Annotated in this window: 19 protein-coding genes; 10 read left to right on the forward strand and 9 right to left on the reverse strand. The window is 73.1% G+C overall.

Going from position 1 to position 15573, the window contains the following annotated elements; all coding sequences use genetic code 11:
* Positions 1–80: 80 nt before the first annotated feature.
* Together AB0I41_RS32600 and AB0I41_RS32605 are read right to left on the reverse strand one after the other, a co-directional pair.
* Complete coding sequence (locus tag AB0I41_RS32600) at positions 81–1325, reverse strand: hypothetical protein (protein WP_357114723.1); 1245 nt, start codon at positions 1323–1325, stop codon at positions 81–83.
* Positions 1326–1363: 38 nt separating this feature from the next.
* Positions 1364–1879, reverse strand: a complete 516-nt coding sequence (locus AB0I41_RS32605; protein WP_357114725.1) for an NUDIX domain-containing protein — start codon at positions 1877–1879, stop codon at positions 1364–1366.
* Positions 1880–1923: 44 nt separating this feature from the next.
* Here AB0I41_RS32605 and AB0I41_RS32610 point away from each other — a divergent pair, with 44 nt between their 5' ends.
* Positions 1924–2661: a class I SAM-dependent methyltransferase gene (locus tag AB0I41_RS32610; protein WP_357114727.1), complete on the forward strand. Its 738-nt coding sequence runs from the start codon at positions 1924–1926 to the stop codon at positions 2659–2661.
* Positions 2662–2830: 169 nt separating this feature from the next.
* On the opposite strand, the gene AB0I41_RS32615 is transcribed toward AB0I41_RS32610, so the two are convergent.
* From AB0I41_RS32615 to AB0I41_RS32640, 6 genes are all read right to left on the reverse strand, one after another.
* The gene (locus AB0I41_RS32615; RefSeq protein ID WP_357114729.1) at positions 2831–3202 is read right to left on the reverse strand and encodes a DoxX family protein; all 372 of its coding nucleotides are present in this window, start codon (positions 3200–3202) and stop codon (positions 2831–2833) included.
* A 166-nt stretch (positions 3203–3368) separates the two neighbouring features.
* Entirely contained in the window at positions 3369–3590 is a 222-nt protein-coding gene (locus AB0I41_RS32620; protein WP_357114732.1) for a TrmO family methyltransferase, read from the reverse strand.
* A gap of 275 nt (positions 3591–3865) precedes the next feature.
* Positions 3866–4663 carry a hypothetical protein gene (locus tag AB0I41_RS32625; RefSeq protein ID WP_357114734.1) on the reverse strand — a complete coding sequence of 266 codons (798 nt, stop codon included), beginning with the start codon at positions 4661–4663 and terminating at the stop codon, positions 3866–3868.
* Complete coding sequence (locus AB0I41_RS32630) at positions 4660–5427, reverse strand: ABC transporter permease (RefSeq protein WP_357114736.1); 768 nt, start codon at positions 5425–5427, stop codon at positions 4660–4662. Before AB0I41_RS32630 ends, AB0I41_RS32625 begins: the two co-directional genes overlap by 4 nt.
* Positions 5420–6334, reverse strand: a complete 915-nt coding sequence (locus AB0I41_RS32635; protein ID WP_357114738.1) for an ABC transporter ATP-binding protein — start codon at positions 6332–6334, stop codon at positions 5420–5422. The genes AB0I41_RS32630 and AB0I41_RS32635 overlap by 8 nt, the downstream gene beginning before the upstream one ends.
* A 57-nt stretch (positions 6335–6391) precedes the next feature.
* On the reverse strand, positions 6392–6682 hold the full coding sequence (locus AB0I41_RS32640; protein WP_357114740.1) for an antibiotic biosynthesis monooxygenase: 291 nt from the start codon (positions 6680–6682) through the stop codon (positions 6392–6394).
* Positions 6683–6742: 60 nt separating this feature from the next.
* On the opposite strand from AB0I41_RS32640, the gene AB0I41_RS32645 reads away from it, so the two are divergent.
* Both AB0I41_RS32645 and AB0I41_RS32650 read left to right on the forward strand, forming a co-directional pair.
* Entirely contained in the window at positions 6743–7375 is a 633-nt protein-coding gene (locus tag AB0I41_RS32645) for a TetR/AcrR family transcriptional regulator (protein WP_357114742.1), read from the forward strand.
* A 95-nt stretch (positions 7376–7470) separates the two neighbouring features.
* Positions 7471–7965, forward strand: a complete 495-nt coding sequence (locus tag AB0I41_RS32650) for a type II toxin-antitoxin system PemK/MazF family toxin (RefSeq protein WP_357114744.1) — start codon at positions 7471–7473, stop codon at positions 7963–7965.
* Between the two features lie 68 nt (positions 7966–8033).
* Here the strand turns inward: AB0I41_RS32650 and AB0I41_RS32655 are convergent, their stop codons facing one another.
* The gene (locus tag AB0I41_RS32655) at positions 8034–8684 is read right to left on the reverse strand and encodes a GGDEF domain-containing protein (RefSeq protein WP_357114746.1); all 651 of its coding nucleotides are present in this window, start codon (positions 8682–8684) and stop codon (positions 8034–8036) included.
* A 267-nt stretch (positions 8685–8951) separates the two neighbouring features.
* On the opposite strand from AB0I41_RS32655, the gene AB0I41_RS32660 reads away from it, so the two are divergent.
* The 7 genes from AB0I41_RS32660 (at position 8952) to AB0I41_RS32690 (ending at position 15285) form a co-directional block, all read left to right on the forward strand.
* Positions 8952–9191, forward strand: a complete 240-nt coding sequence (locus AB0I41_RS32660; RefSeq protein ID WP_357114748.1) for a DUF397 domain-containing protein — start codon at positions 8952–8954, stop codon at positions 9189–9191.
* Between the two features lie 133 nt (positions 9192–9324).
* Entirely contained in the window at positions 9325–10206 is an 882-nt protein-coding gene (locus tag AB0I41_RS32665; protein WP_357114760.1) for a helix-turn-helix transcriptional regulator, read from the forward strand.
* Positions 10207–10303: 97 nt separating this feature from the next.
* Positions 10304–11164 carry an SAM-dependent methyltransferase gene (locus AB0I41_RS32670; protein WP_357114750.1) on the forward strand — a complete coding sequence of 287 codons (861 nt, stop codon included), beginning with the start codon at positions 10304–10306 and terminating at the stop codon, positions 11162–11164.
* 136 nt (positions 11165–11300) lie between these two features.
* On the forward strand, positions 11301–12350 hold the full coding sequence (locus AB0I41_RS32675; protein WP_357114752.1) for a LacI family DNA-binding transcriptional regulator: 1050 nt from the start codon (positions 11301–11303) through the stop codon (positions 12348–12350).
* A 2-nt stretch (positions 12351–12352) separates the two neighbouring features.
* A complete protein-coding gene (locus tag AB0I41_RS32680) occupies positions 12353–12556 on the forward strand; it encodes a hypothetical protein (protein WP_357114754.1) in 204 nt (67 codons plus the stop codon).
* A 121-nt stretch (positions 12557–12677) separates the two neighbouring features.
* Entirely contained in the window at positions 12678–14126 is a 1449-nt protein-coding gene (locus tag AB0I41_RS32685) for a protein kinase (RefSeq protein WP_357114756.1), read from the forward strand.
* Positions 14127–14490: 364 nt separating this feature from the next.
* On the forward strand, positions 14491–15285 hold the full coding sequence (locus tag AB0I41_RS32690) for a DedA family protein (protein ID WP_357114758.1): 795 nt from the start codon (positions 14491–14493) through the stop codon (positions 15283–15285).
* Positions 15286–15573: the final 288 nt, after the last annotated feature.

Consider the following 15573-nt stretch of genomic DNA (forward strand, 5'->3'; position numbering starts at 1 on the left):
GGCCCTCCGCCGCCGGAGGGCCCCACGCCGTCGTGCCACCCCTGCCCCGTGCGACCGGCCGGTCGTGCGGGCCAGGGGGATCAGTCCGTCTCGGGCGGATCCGCCAGGTCCGTCGCCGCCGGCTCCTCGGGCTCGGCCACCCAGGCCGAGAAGACCGGCACCCCGTGCCACGGCCCGGTGCTGCCGTCGCGGCCGTCGGTGGCCACCGCGACGACCGCGTACGGGTGGCCGAAGCGCAGCTCGGCGGTGCGGGCGACGCCCTCCGGCGGCAGGCTGGCCAGCGCGAAGGCGCCGGTGACGGCGGCCGCCTCGAAGCCGTACCGGCCGTAGCGGGCCATCGCCGCCTGCCGCGCCTCGACGCGCAGGTCCGGTTGGCCCAGCAGCCCGCCCATGGCGCGGACCACCGCCGGGAAGCCGAGGCCGGGGCCGGTCAGGTCGTGCTCGTCCCGCGCCGACCAGCAGGGCAGCACCGCCGTGTGCCGCTCCTCCCGACCGTCCCGGGCGTGGGTGCGTACCCGCTCCTCCCGCACCGACCACGCCGGCCCCTCGCCGACCGGCAGGTCGAACAGCGAGCGCCGGCCGGCCGGTCCGGCGTCGTCGACCGCGCCCGGGCCCACCTCGTACGCGGCGGCGAGCACGTCGGCGGGGGGCACCGCCGGATCGGCGGCGACCGACACCACGACCAGGCCCGCCCCGTCGCGCTCGACGGCCCGGGCGGCGTGTACGGCGACGTCACCGGCCGATCCGGTCGCGGCGATCCAGGCCCGGTGGCCGCGCGCGGGGGTACGCAGCACCTGACCCAGCCGACCCGCCCAGGCGCTGGTGTCGCCCAGTTGTCCCGCCGACGCGAGGTCGAACGGGTCGGCCCAGGAGATCCGGGTCGCCAGCGCGCTGGCCAGCGCCAGCAGCACGTCCGACGACATGGTCAGCGGGAACCGGTCGATCAGCCCCAGAGTGTGCTCGCGGGCCCAGGCGTCCAGCCCCGCCTGGTCCGGCAGCGGCCCGGTCGCGGTGGTGCGGGGCAGTCCGGCCCGCCAGTCGGTCAGCTTCGCGGTGTCGCATCCCTCGCGGTGCCAGACGGCGGTGGCCGACGGCACCAGCGGGTGCGGCCGGTCCACCAGCGCGGTGGCCAGCGCCGCCGCGGTGGGCGCGGGCACGCCCAGGATGTCGTCCAGCTCGTCGCGGTCGGTGCCGGTGGCGGCCGGCGCGGCCAGCGCCAGCAGCAGCCAGGCGCCGAGCGGTGAGGCGACGTGGTGCCGGTCGCCGACGTCGGCGTGCAGCCGGGCCGCGTAGCGGGCCAGCGGAGCGTGGAGGGTCGTCGTCATGCATCCACTGTGCATCACCGGCCCGGTCGGCACCCCGGTCAGGACCACAGCTCGAACGGCTCGTCGATCTCCTCACCGGCCAGGAACGGGGTGAGCAGGGCCGGCAGCCGCCCAGGGTAGAAGCGTTCCCGGCTGGCGACCACCTCCTCGACCGGCCACCAGCGGAACCCGAAGTAGTCCTCCACCTCGTAGTCCAGCCGTTCGGCGCCGTCGATGTCCGGCGCGGCGGCGTCGAGCCGTACCGTCATCACCACCTCGTCCTGCAGGAGGCGCCGCTGCCGATGGATGAAGCTGGCCCGCCGCCGCCAGGACGGCGGGCCGAGCCGCGCGGTGCCGACCACGAAGCCGGTCTCCTCCCGCAGTTCCCGCACCGCCGTCTCGGCGTACGTCTCGCCCGGATCCATCCCGCCGCCCGGCAGCTCCCACCACGTGCCCAGCCGGGGATGCTCCGGGTCGCGGGTGTGGAAGAGCAGGACGTGGTCCCGCGCGTCGCGCACCACCAGCCGGACGGCGGTGCGTTCGAAGACCGGCAGGTCTGCTGGCAGCTCGGTCATGTGTCTCCTTCGGGCACGCCCCGACCGGTGGCAGGATGGCGGTCGTGGCGACGGTCTTCGGTGAGGTGGCGGGCAGCTACGACGAGGCGCGGCCGGGTTACCCGCCCGCGGTCGCCGAGGCCATCCTCGCCTATCACCGTGAGGTGCCGCGCCGGCTGGTCGAGGTCGGCGCGGGCACCGGGCTGGCCACCGCGCTGCTGGCCGGTCTGGGCGCCCCGGTGACCTGCGTCGAGCCGGACCCGCGGATGGCCGCGGTGCTGGCGGCCCGCCACCCGGAGGTCGAGGTGGTGGTGGCCCCCTTCGAGGAGTGGACGCCACCGCCGGGCGGGGTGCCCGCTCTGGCCTGCGCGATGGCCTGGCACTGGCTGGACCCGGCGACCCGCTGCCGCCGGGCGCACGACGCGCTCGCGCCGGGCGGCACCCTGGCCGTCCTCGCCCACCGCTACGACTACGTGGACCCGGCGCAGGGTGCGGCGCTGCGGGCGGCGTTCGAGTCGGTGGACCCGGACCGGCGGACGGACCCCCGGGAGGGCTGGTTCGGCGAGGAGATCGCCGCCAGTGGGCTCTTCGTCGACGTCCGCACCGAATCGCTGCGCCGTCCGGTGCCGCTGACGACGGCCGCCTACCAGCGCCTGGTCAGCACCTTCTCGCCGCAGCTGCGCCGGCCGCCGGAGCTGCGGGAGCGGGTGCTGGCGGCGGTCGGCGCGGCGGTGGACGGCTTCGGCGGCACGGTGACGCTGGACCTGCGGACCACCCTGGTGCTGGCCCGCCGTCCGCGCTGACCGCCGGCCCGGTGGCCCGGTGGCCCGGTGGCCCGGTGGCCCCGAAGCGTTGCGCCGACTCGCCGGTCGCGCCGGCCCCGGGCGGCTGGCTGCTCAGCTCGGCGTCGCGCCGACCGTGGCGGTCAGCCCGGCCGGCAGGGGACAGGGCCGCTCCTCGGGCAGCAGCGGATCAGAAGGCGTACGGGCCGAAGCGGCCCCATCCGATGACGGCCGCCAGGATCAGTAGGACGGCGTTGAACGCGATGGCGCCGGGTTCGTTGCGGCGGGCATGGGTGATCCCGGCGAGCACCATGGTGACCGCCAGGCCGGTGCTGGCGAGCGGGGTCAGCCAGGTGACGATCCCGGTGGCGGCGGGCAGGATCAGTCCGAGCGCGCCGAGGATCTCGACGGCGCCGACGAACTTGACTGTGCCGGCTGAGAAGTCGTCGGTCCAGGGCATGCTCCTGGCCAACTTCTCCTTCGGTTGGCTGGCCTTCATCAGCCCGGCCAGGGCGAATGCCACGGCCAGCAGCGCCTGCAGGATCCACAGGAAGACATTCATCGGGGGTCTCTCAATCTCGTGTCGCCGCCCGCAGTGAACTCGAAGGGCGGCATGTGTGTTGGACCGCTGTGGGAGTGGCGTCAGCGGCTGTGGCGGGGGTGTTCAGCCGAGGCTCGGAGGGCAGCACCGATCGGTCGCGACCGCGGTTCTGCTCACAGGATCGGGGTCAGTAGTAGCGGCTCATGAGCTCGGTGGCCCAGGCTGTCTGCGTGACCGGATGACGGGGGGCGAACTCGACCAGGTACGGCTTGATGTCGAGGACGGGTGAGCCGGAGAGTGCGTCCAGGTCGGCGACGTGCAGGTTCAAGCCGTCCACGGCAAGCAGCCGGCAGCGGGAGACACCCAGGCGATTGGGGCGGTACGGCCCGCGGTGGACGAAAATTCCCACGGGGGCCGCGCTGGGGTTCCCCCGTTGGGGGACGGGGCTGGCTCTGCACGGCGGCCGGGTCGATCCGATCGAAGAGGAAGACGACCTCCAGGTGGGAGAAGCGCTCCAGGCCCAGCACCGCCGATTCGGTGCAGGACGCGCCGTCCAGCCGGATCATGGCTTGAACGTCGTGCCAGTCGTCTTCGAACATCTCGCTGCGGCCACCTACAACCTGGCCGATGGGCCGCAGCGTCACGGTGTCCGACGTCATGGTGATCTCCAGGTCTAGTAGCGGTCTAGTAGCGGCCGAGCGTGCCGCGGCGCTTGGCGAGGTGTTCGAGCCGGGTGAACACGATGACTCCACCGGCGGTGATGAGTAGCGGCTGTGCGAGGAGCCAGCCGAGGCCCCAGCCGCTGGGAAGGGCAGTCAGGGAGTGACCGTCGAGCAGGATGTCCCGCATGGCCTCGAGGCCGGGTGCGATCGGCACGACCAGCCGGCTGAGGGAGGCGATGGGGTCGGGCATGGCGGCGAGGGGGATCAGGGTGCCGCCGGCGATGGCGTACACGGCCACGGACAGCTGCGTGATGATCTCGATGCGCTTGAACACCAGCGTCAGTCCGCACAGGATGAGCGCCAACCCGCAGGTGCCCAGCACGATGGCGGCCAGCGGCACGATCACCTGCGCGTCGAAGGGCAGGTGTCCGCCTTGAAGGGTGATGGTGGTGGCGCCGGTGGCCAGGACGGCCAGTGCGGTGGGCAAGGCGGAGATCGCGGCGGCGACCTGCCGGCCGAGGATGAGCGCGGCCGAGGGCAGCGGGGTGAGATAGGTCTGTTCCAGCACACCGGACTGGATGTCGCCCAGGTAGCTCCAGAACACGCGGTTGACCTGCTCGTGGATGAAGGTCAGCGCCATCATGCCGAGCAGGGTCGGCAGCAGCAGTTCGGCGCGGAGTTGCCCGCGTCCCATGAACAGGACGATGAGCAGGTAGAACACGGGGAATGTAATGATTTGGATGAGGACTTCACGCCATCCGGTGACGAGGTTGAGCAGGCCCTTGCGGACCTCTGCGGCGAAGCCGCGGGCGAAGGTCATGACGGCTCCTGCAGGGCTTGGCGGCGGTTGCGGACGAAGAGCAGGCCGCTGACGACGGTGAGCGCGACGGTGTGGGCGATCAGCCAGGGCAGGGTGCCGCCGGTCCAGATCTCGGCCAGGGTCCGGCCGTCGAACAGCGTCTGGGTGATCGCCTCGATGCCCAGCGTCGTGGGTAGGAGCCTGGCCAGGACGGCCAGCCAGTCCGGATAGAAGGACAGTGGCAGGAACGAGCCGTTGAGCAGCAGCACCAGCGAGGCGAACAGCGACTGCAGGGCGCCGATCATCGGGGAGCGGAGGGCGAGGGCGGCCAGTAGGAAGGTGAAGGCCAGCGCGTTGACCCCCAGCAGCAGGGCCGGCAGGACCCCGGCCCAGTGCAGCGGGATCGTGATCCCGGCCACCACTGTCGGGACGAGGGCGGCCACGGCGGCCACCGCCAGTCCGAACAGCGAGGCGGTGATCAGCCGGCCGAGCATCGGTAGCCAGGGCGGCGCCGGGCTCATCTGGGCCTGGGCGAAGGTGCCGGCGCGTTGCTCCTCGATGAGGTCGGCCACCATCATCAGACCGGCGTACTGCAGGAACCAGTAGGCGCCGATCGCGACCAGAGTCTGGGGCAGCATGTCCTGTCTCAGCTGCCCCTGACCAAGCACGAACTGCAGGCCCAGGTACATCATGGTGCTGATCAGCAGCGTGATGACGTGGCCGACCGGGTGGGACAGCTGAATCCGCAGCCCCTTGTCGATCTCGGCGCCCAGGACGTTAAGCATGCGAGGACTCCTCGACCAGAGCGAGGAACACATCCTCCAGGCCGGGCTGGATCTGGGTCAGCGACTCCAGGACGACACCGTGGGCGCGCAGGCGCTCGACCAGGTCGTACACCTCGTTTGGATCGTTGACTCGCAGGTTGATCGTGGTGACGCCGTCGTTGGTGACGCCGTCGAACCCGGGTGGCGCCGCTCCCTCGAAGCGGACCTCGTATCGGTCGCGTTCGCGGAAGCTCGCCAGCAGGTCACGCGTGGGCAGGTCGGCCACGAGCCGGCCCTGGCGCATGACGGCCACCCGGTCACACACCTCCTGAACCACGTCCAGTTGGTGGGTGGTGAGCAGGATGGTGGTGCCCAGCTCGCCGGCCAGTTCGGTGATCCACCGCTTGATCGTGCGGGTGGCCTCCACATCCAGGCCGAGTGTCGGCTCGTCCAGCAGCACGATCGGCGGGTCGGCGATCAGGGCGGCGGCGATCGCGACCTTCTGCTGCATGCCGCGCGAGAAGCCGCCGACCTTGTCGTTGCGGCGCTCCCACAGCCCCAGGTCGGTCAGCAGATCGCGGGCGCGGTCCTTGATCCGGGCCTTGCGCATGCCTTTGAGCCGGCCGAAGTACATCAGGTTCTGCCAGGCCGACAGGCTCCAGTAGACGTTACGCGAGCCTTCCAGCACCGCGCCGAACTGCACCATGGCGGCCGAGCGCTGCTGGGCCACGTCGAAGCCGCCCAGCCGGACCTGGCCCGAGGTGGGGGCCAGCAGGCCGGCCATCATCTTGATGGTCGTGGTCTTGCCGGCGCCGTTGGGTCCCAGGAAGCCGACGACCGATCCGGCCGGTACGTGCAGCGACAGCTCGTCGACCGCCCGAACCTGCCCCGTGCCGTACACCTTGGTCAACGCATCGATTTCGATCATGTCGTCTCCTCGATCCGGGGAACTTCCGGTCCCGGGGTGCCGGGGCCGGAAGGGGCGTCAGTGCTCATCGAGGATCTCGATGTCGTCCACCGTGGCCTCGCGGGTCAGCGCGAACGCCGCGGCGGCCTCGGCGTTGGCCGGCACGACCTGACGGGCCGCCTGGAGGCTGGCGGCGGATTCCCAGCGCCAGATCCCGACCCAGGTCTCGTCGTCGAGTCGGCCCAGGCGCGCCTCGGTGAGTCCGGGCAGCGCGGCCCTGGTCGTGGACACCAGTGCGGCGTGCCGGGCCCGAAGCTGCTCGGCGTCGGCGGGATCGATCCGGAAGCGGGTGACGGTGACAACCGACATCGCTATACCTTCTCTCTAGAGTCAACTTCTAGCGACCGGTTCTAGATATAGACTCCAGCCATGAGTGATGTCAAGCGGACGAGCAAGCGGGCACAGAAGGCTCAGGAGACGCGCCGACGCATCCTGCAGGCGGCGCTCGAGCTGTTCATGCGGGACGGATATGGCGCGACGAACCTTCAGGGCGTCGCCGACAGGGCCGAAGTCGCGGTCCAGACGATCTACTTCGTCTTCGGGAACAAGCGCGCCCTGCTGAAGGAGTTGGTCGACGTCACGATCGCCGGTGATGACGAGCCGGTCGCCACGATGAACCGGCCGTGGTACACGGGCGCGCTCGCCGCCGACACCGCTCAGGACATGCTGCGCGCCTACGTCGCGGGCACGACATCGGTGCTGGAGCGGGCCGCACCGATCGGCAGGATGCTGCAGGCGGCGGCCGCGAGCGACCCCGAGGTCGCCGCACTGTGGCCACAAGACCTCGACCCGCGCTACGTCGTCCAGCAGGCGGCGGCCAAGGCGCTCGCCGGCAAGCCTGGCGCGCGGGCGGACGTGTCGGCGGAGCAGGCCGCCGATCTGCTGTACGGCCTGCTCAGCCCTGAGCTGTACCTGCTGTTCGTGCGCGAGCGCGGCTGGTCGTCCGAGCGCTGGCAACAGTGGGTCTGCGAGACCCTGCACGGGCAGCTCTGCTCCGACTAGGTCGGCCGGCGGCTGCGGCCGGCGGCATTGTCGAAAACGCTCGGCTTCCGCGGCGGTGGGAGGCGCCCTGGCGGTAGTGGGTTAGGCTGCCGCCCGTGGCAGGTCTGTTGAGGAATGTGGCCGCGCGGCTCGGCCGGGTGACCGGGGGCGCGACCGCGCCGGCCGGTACCGCCGGCCGGATCCCGGCCCAGGTGGCCCGTCGCCGCCAGGTCGGCGCGCTGCAGCGCCGGGAGCTGACGTACGCGCCGGAGCTGGACGGCCAGGCCGACCCGGGGGAGATCGTCTGGACCTGGGTGCCGTACGAGGACGACCCCCGGCAGGGCAAGGACCGCCCGGTGCTGGTGGTCGGCCGGCACAGCCGCACGCTGTTCGGGCTGATGCTCTCCAGCCAGAGTGAGCGCGACGGCCAGCGGCACTGGCTGGCGCTCGGCCCGGGGGAGTGGGACCGTGACCAGCGCCCGAGCTGGGTACGCCTCGACCGGGTGCTCACCATGCGCGAGGACAGCATCCGGCGCGAGGGCGCGGTGCTGGACCGGGGCCGCTTCGATCGGATCGGCCAAGCCCTGCGCGCCGGCTACGGCTGGCGCTGACCGGTCGCCGCCCACCCCGCGCCCTCGCCGCCCTGGTCTGAGTGCCCCGGCGGCGTCCCGCCCGGCGCTCAGCAGTCGGCGAGGCGGGTGGCGTCGAGGAGCTGCCGGGGTGACCGACGCTCGCTGACGCCCTTTGCCCGGTACATCGCCGCGTCGGCGGCGCAGAGCGCCTCGGCCAGCTGGGTCGGGCCGGCGACCGGGGCCAGGCCGACGGAGGCGGTCACCTGTACGCTGCGCCCGCCCAGCGGGATCGGCGCCGCCATCGCCTCGCAGAGCCGGCGGGTGGCGTGGTCGATCCAGCGGCGGTCGACCGAGGGGCTGCTCAGCAGGCCGGCGAACTCGTCGCCGCCGAGCCGGGCGACCAGGTTGTCTCCGGCGAAGGCGGTGAGCCGCTGCGCCACGCTGATCAGCACCTGGTCCCCGGCGGCGTGCCCGTAGTGGTCGTTGACCTGCTTGAAGTCGTTGAGGTCGATCACCACGGCGATCAGCGGCCGCCCACCGGCGTCGGTGAGCAGGGCGGCGGCGATCTGGTGGAAGGCGCGCCGGTTGGGCAGGCCGGTCAGCGGGTCGTGGCTGGCGGCGTGCCGCTCTGCGGCCAGCTCGGCCTGCAGGTGCTCGATCTCCGCCTCCGCCCGGAGCGCCCGGCGGCGCAGCTGCCACACAGAGACGAGCGCACCCGCTGCGGAGATGCCGGACGCGACGGTCAACGGATCCGGCACGAGACCTCCCTCGCGGCGTCGACGGACGGCCCGGGCGCCGGCCGATGGCGCTGCCCGGCCGTCGTTTTCCCAGGTGGCTGCCCGGGTTGGGGGTAACCGAAAGTGAACGGATGGGTACCGCGCACGTGCGTTATCATGCTCGCTGTCCAATGCAGATGCAATAGCAGATGCACGTGCAGCACGGCCCGATCCGGCGTCGCCACCCCTCGCCGCGGCACCTTCCACTCACGACATCGGACGGCTCATCACCGCACAGAAAGACCCCTCATGCAGCAGCCCGAGAACGGCGTACCGGTCACCCAGCTCCCTCCGCTGCGGTGGCAGAAGAGTCGGCGGAGCAACCCCAGCGGCAACTGCGTCGAACTGGCCGAACTCCCCGGCGGGACGGGCATCGCGGTACGCAACTCCCGCCACCCCGATGGACCCGCGCTGATCTACACGGTGGACGAGATCGCGGCCTTCGTGCTCGGCGCCCGCGACGGCGACTTCGACAACCTGATCGACTGAACGCCCGTCCCGTCGCGGGACGATCTCGTCCGCGCGGAGGAGTTCATCTCACGCATCGTCCATGGCATGCTTACACGTCGGTCGGGGCGGGGCGTCCGGCCGCGCGACCGAGTAGGCGGAGGGCGACGTGACGATGGCGACCGCGGAGGAGGGTCCGGCCACCGGGCCCACCGTGCTGCGCATGCTGCTCGGCGCCCAGCTGCGCCGCCTGCGCGAGGCCAGCGGTGTCACCCGGGAGGGCGCCGGTTGGGAGATCCGCGCCTCCGAATCCAAGATCAGCCGGATGGAGCTGGGCCGGGTCGGCTTCAAGGAACGCGACGTCGCCGACCTGCTCACCCTCTACGGGGTCGGCGCCGTCGACGAGCGGGAGGCGCTGCTCAAGCTCGCCCGCGACGCCAACAGCCCCGGCTGGTGGCACCGGTACGGCGACGTGCTGCCCAGCTGGTTCCAGTCGTACCTCGGCCTGGAGGCCGCCGCCTCGCTGATCCGCACCTACGAGGTGCAGTTCGTCCCCGGCCTGTTGCAGACCGCCGCGTACGCCCGCGCCGTCGTCCTGCTCGGCCACCGGCACGCCTCGGCCGAGGAGGTCGACCGGCGGGTGGAGCTGCGGTTGCGGCGGCAGGAGCTGATGCGCCGGGCCGCGCCGCCGCAGCTGTGGGCGGTGGTCGACGAGGCCGTGCTGCGCCGGCCGATCGGCGGGCCGGAGGTGATGCGCGGCCAGCTGGACGCCCTGATCGAGGCCACCCGGTCGCCGCACGTGCGGCTCCAGATCATCCCGTTCGCCGCCGGCGGGCACGCCGCCGCCGGCGGGGCGTTCACGATCCTGCGCTTCGGCGACGACGACCTGCCCGACATCGTCTACATCGAGCAGCTCACCAGCGCGATCTACCTCGACAAGCGCGACGACCTCGACTACTACGCGGTGGCCATGGAGCAGCTCTGCGTCGAGGCGGCGCCGCCGGAGCGAACCCCGGAGATGCTGGCCCGGCTCCGCGACGAGCTCTACCCGGCGTGACCGTCGCCCGGGGCGACGCGCCGTCCCGGGATGCCTTTACCATGATCCCCGACCGGCGACAGTGGACGGACGTCATCGCGGTCGATGGCGCAGAGTCATGGAGGCAGCTGTGACCACCGATGCCCCGGGTGTCACCCCGGGCCCCGCCCACCCGAGCGATCGGATCGACACCTCGGTGGCGCACCCCGCCCGGCGCTACAACTACTGGCTCGGCGGCAAGGATAACTTCCAGGCCGACCGGGAGTCCGGCGATGCCGTGGCGGCCCTCTTCCCGACCATCCGGATCAGCGTCCTGGAGAACCGGCGCTTCCTCCAGCGCACGGTCCGCTATCTTGCCCGCGAGGCCGGGATCCGGCAGTTCCTCGACATCGGCACCGGCATTCCGACCGCCGACAACACCCACGAGGTCGCCCAGGCGGTCGCGCCGGAGTCCCGGGTGGTGTACGTCGACAACGACCCGATCGTGTTGGCCCACGCCCGGGCGCTGCTGACCAGCTCGCCCGAGGGCGCCACCACCTACATCGACGCCGACCTGCGCGACCCGGAGAAGATCCTCCACCACCCGGACCTGCTGCGCACCATCGACCTGTCGCAGCCGGTGGGGCTGATGCTGGTGGCGATCCTGCACTTCGTGCCGGACGCCGACGACCCGTACGCCACGGTGCGCCGCCTGCTCGACGCGTTGCCGCCCGGCAGCTACCTCGCCGCGTCGCACTCCACCCTCGAGTACCTTCCCCCCGCGGCCGCCGAGGTGGCGAGGGTGGCGGCCCGGGGCGGCGGCTCGCACGGGATGATCAACATGCGCGACCGCGACGAGTTCACCGGTTTCTTCGAGGGGCTGGAACTGGTCGAGCCCGGCATCTGTTCGGTCGCGGAGTGGCGGGCCGAGGCCGAGCCGCAGCCGCGCCCCTCGCTGGTCGAGGTCAGCATGTACTGCGGGGTGGCCCGCAAGCCCTGACCCCGTGGTCGGGTGAACGGCGTCGGCTGGGGCCGGCGCCGTTCGTCGTGTCGGGTCTGTTTTCCTTGACCGCCCCGGCCGGTCCGGCTAGTCTCTGAATCGATACAGACTGAATCGATCCAGAAGGAGTGGCCGGGTGCGACCGACACTGCAGGACGTGGCTACGGCGGTCGGTGTGTCGCGCAGCACCGTCTCCAACGCGTACTGCCGCCCCGACCAGCTCTCGGCCGCCCTGCGCAGCCGGATCCTCGACACCGCGCGGCAGCTCGGTTACCCGGGGCCGAACCCGACGGCCCGCTCGCTGCGGCGGGGCTTCGTCGGTTCGATCGGCGTGCTCTTCACCTCGCGGCTGTCGTACGCCTTCACCGACCCGTTCGCCGTCCGGTTCCTGGCCGGTGTCGCCGCGGCGGCCGAGCGGCACGCCACCAGCCTGCTGCTCGTGCCGCTGCCGACCGATACGGCGCAGGCCAGGGGGGCCGTGGAGAACGCGGCGGTCGACGGGTTCTGCGTCTACTGCGTCGCCGACGAGGACTGGGCCCTGGACGTGATCCGCGGTCGCGGGCTGCCCTTCGTCACCACCGCGCCCCGCGCCGACCCCGGCGTCGACCGGTACGTCGGCATCGACGAGCGGGCCGCCGCCCGGTCCGTCGCCGACCACCTCGTCGGCCTCGGTCACCGCCGGGTGGCGCTGCTCGGCGACAGCGTCCTGCCCGACGCGCCGCCGGGGCCGCTGCGGCTCGCCGGCGCCGACGCCGCGCCGCACCCCACCACCCGGGGCCGCCTGGCCGGCTTCGCCGACGCCCTGGCCGCGGTCGGGGTCGGCTGGCCCGACATCACGCTGCTCAACGCCACCGACAACAGCCGTGCCGCCGGGGCCGCGGCGGTAGCCGGCCTCTTCGCCGGCGACGATCCGCCGACGGCCGTGCTGGCCGCCTCCGACGTGCTCGCACTCGGCGTCCTGGACGCCCTCGGGGAGCGGGCCGCCACGGTTTCGGTCACCGGCTTCGACGACGTCGTCGACGCGGCCACCGCCGGCCTCACCACCGTCCGGCAACCGGCCGAGGAGAAAGGCCGGATCGCCGCCGAACTGCTGCTCGACCCGCCGGCCGACGAGGCTGCCGGGCGGGTTCTGCTCCCCACCGAGCTGGTCGTCCGCACCTCCACCCGTCCCGTACCGAGGAGTTGACCATGGAACAGCCCACCGGCTTCACTCTCGCTCTCGACGCGGTCACCCGCCACGTGAACTCGGCCCGACCGGACGCGCCGGTGCGCCCCGAGCGGGTCCGCCGCAACCGCCTCGCGCCCACCCGGCTCGCCGCCGCGGGCGTGCTGCGCCGGCTCGCCGACCTCATGGAGCCGGCGCCCGCGCCCACCCCGACCTGCCGTCCCTGACCCGCCCGGGTGGCCGACGCCACCCGAGCGGCCTCCGGTAGGGTGTTTTTCCGGCCAGACAGAGCGCAACCGGGCGCCACGGTTGGTGCCCGACCCAGCTGGCCAGGCAGACTGGAGCATCATGTCGTCGCTCACGCCCGCCCTGCGCCTGCACGATCGGTACGTCCTGCGCGAGCGCATCGGCCTCGGCGGGATGTCCGAGGTGTGGCGCGCGGACGACGAGGTGCTGCACCGCCCCGTCGCGGTCAAGGCACTCGTGGCGCAGCTCGCCGCCGACCCGCAGCTGCGCGCCGCCATCCAGCGCGAGGCGCGGGCCGCGGCCCGGCTCACCCACCCGCACATCACCCAGGTGTACGACTACGGCGAGGCGACCCTGCCCGGCGGCGTGGTCCTGCCGTACCTGGTGATGGAGCTGGTCGACGGGCGCACTCTGGCCGACCGGCTCACCGCCGGCCCGCTGGCCTGGCCGGACGCGGTCCGCGCCGCCGGCCAGGTGGCGGCGGCCCTCGCCGCGGCGCACCGGATCGGCGTGGTGCACCGCGACGTCAAGCCGGCCAACGTCATGCTCACCGAGACCGGCGCCAAGGTTCTCGACTTCGGCATCGCCGCCCTGGCCGGCCCGCGACACCCGCTCGCCGGCCAGACCGGTGAGCTGATGATGGGCACCCCCGCCTACTTCGCGCCGGAGCGGCTGACGCCCGGCCCGCCGGATCCGGCCAGCGACGTGTACGCCCTGGGCGCGCTGCTCTACCGCACCCTCACCGGCCGGGCCCCGCTGCCGGTGCAGACCTGGGAGGACGCCCTCGAGGTGCACGCGCGGCGCACGCCGGTACCGCCGCTGCGGATCCCGGGGCTGCCCGCCGACATCGCCGACCTCACCATGGCCTGCCTGGCCGTCGACCCGGCCCGCCGGCCTGCCGCCGCGCAGCTGGCCGACCGGCTCGGCGCCGGCCGACCGGCCGATCCGCCCACCGCGCTGCTGCCGACGGTGCCGACGCCCGCACACCCGCCGACCCTCGTCGACCGGGCCGGGGCGGTCCCCCGGCTGCCCGCCGCCCGTCCCGCGCCCCCGGTCACCGCCGCGCCGCGCCGCTCGAACCGGGCGCTGGGCGTGCTCGTCGCGGTCGGCGTCGCGCTGCTGGTCGGCCTGGTCGGCGTGCTCGTCCTCGACGACGGACCCGACGGGCGGACCCCGGCCGCCCCGATCACCGCCGCGCCGGTGGAGGAGGAGACCACGGCCGAGCCGACCCCGTCGGTCGAGCCGTCCACTACCCCGCCGTCCCGCGACGTTCGGCCCGCGCCACGCACGGCGGAGCAGTTCGCCGACGAGTTCGCGGCGCTGCTCGACCGGGCGGAGGCGTCCCGCGACCTCGACCCGAAGACCGCCGATGAGCTGCGCGACAAGCTCACGCAGCTGGCGGAGGGCAAACCCAAGGACCAGGTCAAGCGGCTGCGCGAGCTGGCCGGCCGGGTCGCCGAGGCGGTCGAGAAGGACCGCATCGACGACGACACCGCGTCCGAGCTGCGCGAGCTGCTCGCAAACTGGCCGCGCTCGCGGGGCAACGACTGACCCGGCTCAGGCCACCTCCACCGGATCGCCCACCTCGATCCGACCCGACCGCGCCACCACCGCATACGCCCGACTCAGGCTGCGGCCCGAGCGCCGGCAGCGGTACCACCCGGTTGAGCCGGGCCGGCGCCCGCAACGCCTCGTCGGGCGGCAGCGGCCCGTGCGCCAACTGGGCACCGCGCAGTGCGGGGTGGGCGCCACCACCCGCAGCACCAGCCCCGGCCGGCGCCCGGGGGCCGGCAGCGGCGCACGCCCCCACCGGCGGCGCCAGCCGCAGGTAAGCCGCGTTGGCGAATCGGCTTCCGTGGACGCACAGGGCGGGCGGAATGTGGTCGATGCGACCAGCGCCTCGTAACTTTGTCCCATGATCCATGGCTCCCTGGCGCTCAGCCCCCGCACGGTCGTGTCCGTTTCCGAGCCGTCCGCGGAGGGACCGGTCAGCTACGTCACCGGGCTGGTGGAGCGGCTCGGTGGCCCGGGCGCAGGGCTGGCCGTGGCGCTGGAGAACCTCTTCCCGCCGATCCCGAGCGAGGTCATCCTGCCGCTGGCCGGCTTCGCCGCCGCCCAGGGGAAGATGAGCCTGGTCGGAGCCATCCTGTGGACCACCCTCGGCTCGGTGGTGGGTGCGTGGGTGCTGTACCTCATCGGCGCCGCCCTGGGCCGCGACCGGATGCGCGCCGTCGCGGCGCGGCTGCCGCTGGTCAAGCTGAGCGACGTCGACAAGACCGAGGCGTGGTTCCTCAAGCACGGCGTCAAGGCGGTGTTCTTCGGCCGGATGATCCCCATCTTCCGCAGCCTCATCTCCGTCCCGGCCGGGGTGGAACGGATGCCGGTCGGCGTCTTCCTGCTGTACACGACGCTGGGCAGCCTGGTCTGGAACACCACCTTCGTGATGGCCGGATACCTGCTCGGCGAGAACTGGCACGTGGTCGAGTCGTACATCGGGTCGTTCCAGAAGCTCGTCATCGTCGCCTGCGTGGCCGCCGCAGCCTGGTTCGTGTTCACCCGCGTACGCCGCGCCCGCCAGGCCCGCGCCTCCGCCGACGCGTCCCCGGACCCGTTCGACACGGCACGGGCGGACGAGCCGGTGCAGGTCGGTGAGGCGGGCGGGTACCGGGGCAGGGTGTACCGCGCCTCCTCGTGGCGGCGCGACGACTGACCCCGTCCCGGCCCGCCCCTACGCCCCGCGTGGCGACACGGATGCCGCCCGCAGGTTCCGGCTGGGGTCGCTGTCCGGTTTCGTCCAGTCAGGCGTCGAGGGGACGTCTGGGCGGGAATGTCCGCCTCCGCGATCGGCCCGGGGGTCCAGGTGTCCCGGTCTGGGCCGCTCAGTGTCGGCCTGTCCGGTGACGGGCGGCACCCGGGCGGCGGAATGATGGCCGGCCCGGGGTCGTTACATCACGTGGACGATCGCAGCAGCAGTCCCCGCTGGCCTGGCCCGATGGCC

It is taken from the genome of Micromonospora sp. NPDC050200 (assembly GCF_040656135.1).
GTDB lineage: Bacteria > Actinomycetota > Actinomycetes > Mycobacteriales > Micromonosporaceae > Micromonospora.